Below are 2,330 nucleotides of genomic sequence, written 5' to 3'. Positions count from 1 at the left end.
GACGGGCTCGCCCGCTTCACTTCGGCGATGACGCCGATGCCGTCCTCACGGAGGGCAGCTGCCGCGTCGAGGGGGGCCGGGGCTGCTTTCGCTGCTGCTTTCACGGCGGCGAAATCGACCACCGATTCACGCGCGGCCACGTCGGCTCGCACACCGTCGAGAATCGAGTCGAGAACAGTCATGGTGCCCCCAGTCCTTTCTGAGCGTCGACGTCCGATGTGAGGAATCTCATCGGGGTCGGACCTAGCGTAGAGGTCCGTTTCAATCCGACGAACGCCGGGTACCGGACTCGTCGGTAGGGTCTTCGCCTGCGTCGAGCGCGTCCCACATCATGCGTTCGGTGAGGTCCTCTCCCTCGTCCGCCGCGCCGGCACCGGATGCCGTGGTGCGCGCGCGCCGAGCGACCTCGTCGCGACGCACCGCCGGGGCGTCGTACTTGGACGAGAGTACCTGCGGGGCAAACGTTTTCCGAATCGACACCACAGCAGCAGCGAAGGCGCAGACGGCACCGACGAGGGTGACGATCGCCGGCAGAATCGAGACGTCCGTCATCGAGACCTGGGCGCGTGCAGGAAGCTCAGCCAGCGCCGCGGATTCGGAATCCGAAGCCCCGGCAGTGAGCAGTCGAACTGCCGGAATCGCGGCCGCCACGGCTACGACGGCGATCAACAGGGCCAGCACCCGAGAGGCCCACCCTCGCACGGCGAACGACGCGGCGATCGCTGCCACCAGCACCAGCGCGAGCGGCGTCGTGGCAGCAGCCCAGGTGCTGCCGAGCAGCTCGTCGGTCCGGCTCTCACCGAGGCCGTCGAACGACGTCACCCGAACCCAGGTCATTCTCGACGCGCCCCACAGGCACGCCGCTGCAACGACCAGAAGCGCGACGGGAAGAGCGGCCGACCCGCGGCGACCGGATCGCTCGGTCATCGGCCGCCGACCTCACGGAGCGATTCCGCTGCCGCGACGGCTCCCAGCACCGCCATCGCCTTGTTCCGTGCCTCGTCGTCCTCGTACTCCGCAACCGAGTCGGCCACGACGCCTGCCCCGGCCTGAACGTAGGCGGTGCCGTCCTTGATCAGAGCGGTCCGAATCGAAATGGCCGTGTCGGCGTCCCCCGCGAAATCGAGGTAACCCACGATGCCGCCGTAGATACCGCGTCGCGTCGGTTCCAGCTCGTCGATCAGTTCCATCGCGCGCACTTTCGGGGCCCCGGAGAGGGTGCCTGCCGGGAAGCAGGCCTTGACCGCGTCGAGGGCGCGCTTGCCCTCGGACAACCGTCCGGTGACCGTCGACACCAGATGCATGACGTGGCTGTATCGCTCGATGTGGCGGTAGTCGCTCACGCGAACGGTGCCGGGAGCGCAGACGCGTCCGAGATCGTTGCGGCCCAGATCGACGAGCATCAGGTGTTCGGCGTTCTCCTTCTCGTCGGCGAGCAGGTCCTTCTCGAGCAGCACGTCCTCTTCCTCAGAGGTTCCGCGCCACCGTGTACCCGCGATCGGATGCGTGGTGGCCAGACCGTCGACCACCGTCACCAATGCCTCGGGGCTCGATCCGACGATGGAGAAGGCCGTCTCGTCGTTCTCGCCCGGTACGTGCATCAGATACATGTACGGGCTGGGATTGGAGGCTCGCAGCATTCGGTAGACGTCGAGGGGTGACGCCTCGGTGTCCATCTCGAAACGCTGGGAGAGCACCACCTGGAACGCCTCCCCTGCTTCGATCTCCTCGACCAGGCGAGCGACATCGGCTCCGAAGCCCTCGGACGTGCGCTGCCGGCGGAACTGCGGCGCAGGCCTGGACACGGTGGAGACGGTGGAGGCAGCGGGCTTCGACAGGTCCGCACACATGCGATCGAGACGACGCACGGCGTCGTCGTACGCCTCGTCGACGTGATCGTCGGTGCCGTTCCAGTTCACGGCGTTCGCGATCAGGGTGATCGCGCCTTCGTGATGGTCGACGGCCGCGAGATCGGTGGCGAGCAGCATGACCATTTCCGGGACACCGAGGTCGTCCTGCGCGTGCTCGGGCAGTTTCTCTATGCGCCGCACCGAGTCGTATCCGAGATAACCCACCATGCCTCCGGTCAACGGGGGTAGACCGGGCAGCCGCTCCGAGTGCAGCAGCTCCAATGTCCGCGCCAGCACCTCGAGAGGATCGCCGCCGCTCGGCACGCCCGCGGGGACGTTGCCGCGCCACGCGGCCTCACCGTCGATGACCGTGAGCGACGCCGGAGCGCCTGCCCCGATGAACGACCACCTGGACCACGAACTGCCGTTCTGTGCGGACTCGAGCAGGAAGGTTCCGGGTCGGTCGGCACCGAGCTTGCG

Annotated in this window: 2 protein-coding genes and 1 pseudogene; all 3 read right to left on the bottom strand. The window is 67.6% G+C overall.

The features are described from left to right. Positions 1 to 182: pseudogene (locus CH256_RS03465) on the bottom strand (indole-3-glycerol-phosphate synthase TrpC); the annotation flags it as partial. A gap of 79 nt (positions 183 to 261) precedes the next feature. Beyond that, positions 262 to 927 carry a TIGR02234 family membrane protein gene (locus tag CH256_RS03460; protein ID WP_094640090.1) on the bottom strand — a complete coding sequence of 222 codons (666 nt, stop codon included), beginning with the start codon at positions 925 to 927 and terminating at the stop codon, positions 262 to 264. Then, positions 924 to 2,330 (bottom strand): anthranilate synthase component I (locus tag CH256_RS03455; protein WP_143536509.1); only part of this gene is annotated, 1,407 nt, incomplete at its 5' end. The genes CH256_RS03455 and CH256_RS03460, both read right to left, overlap by 4 nt.

This window comes from Rhodococcus sp. 05-2254-6 (assembly GCF_002258565.1).
Lineage (GTDB): Bacteria > Actinomycetota > Actinomycetes > Mycobacteriales > Mycobacteriaceae > Rhodococcoides.
The sequence above is the reverse complement of the archived record's forward strand: the minus strand, read 5'-3'. Positions and strand labels throughout refer to the sequence as shown.

What these genes read in the sequence shown, in the direction of transcription:
- CH256_RS03460 (WP_094640090.1), bottom strand. Translation starts at nt 927, where the DNA reads ATGACCGAGCGATCCGGTCGCCGCGGGTCGGCCGCTCTTCCCGTCGCG.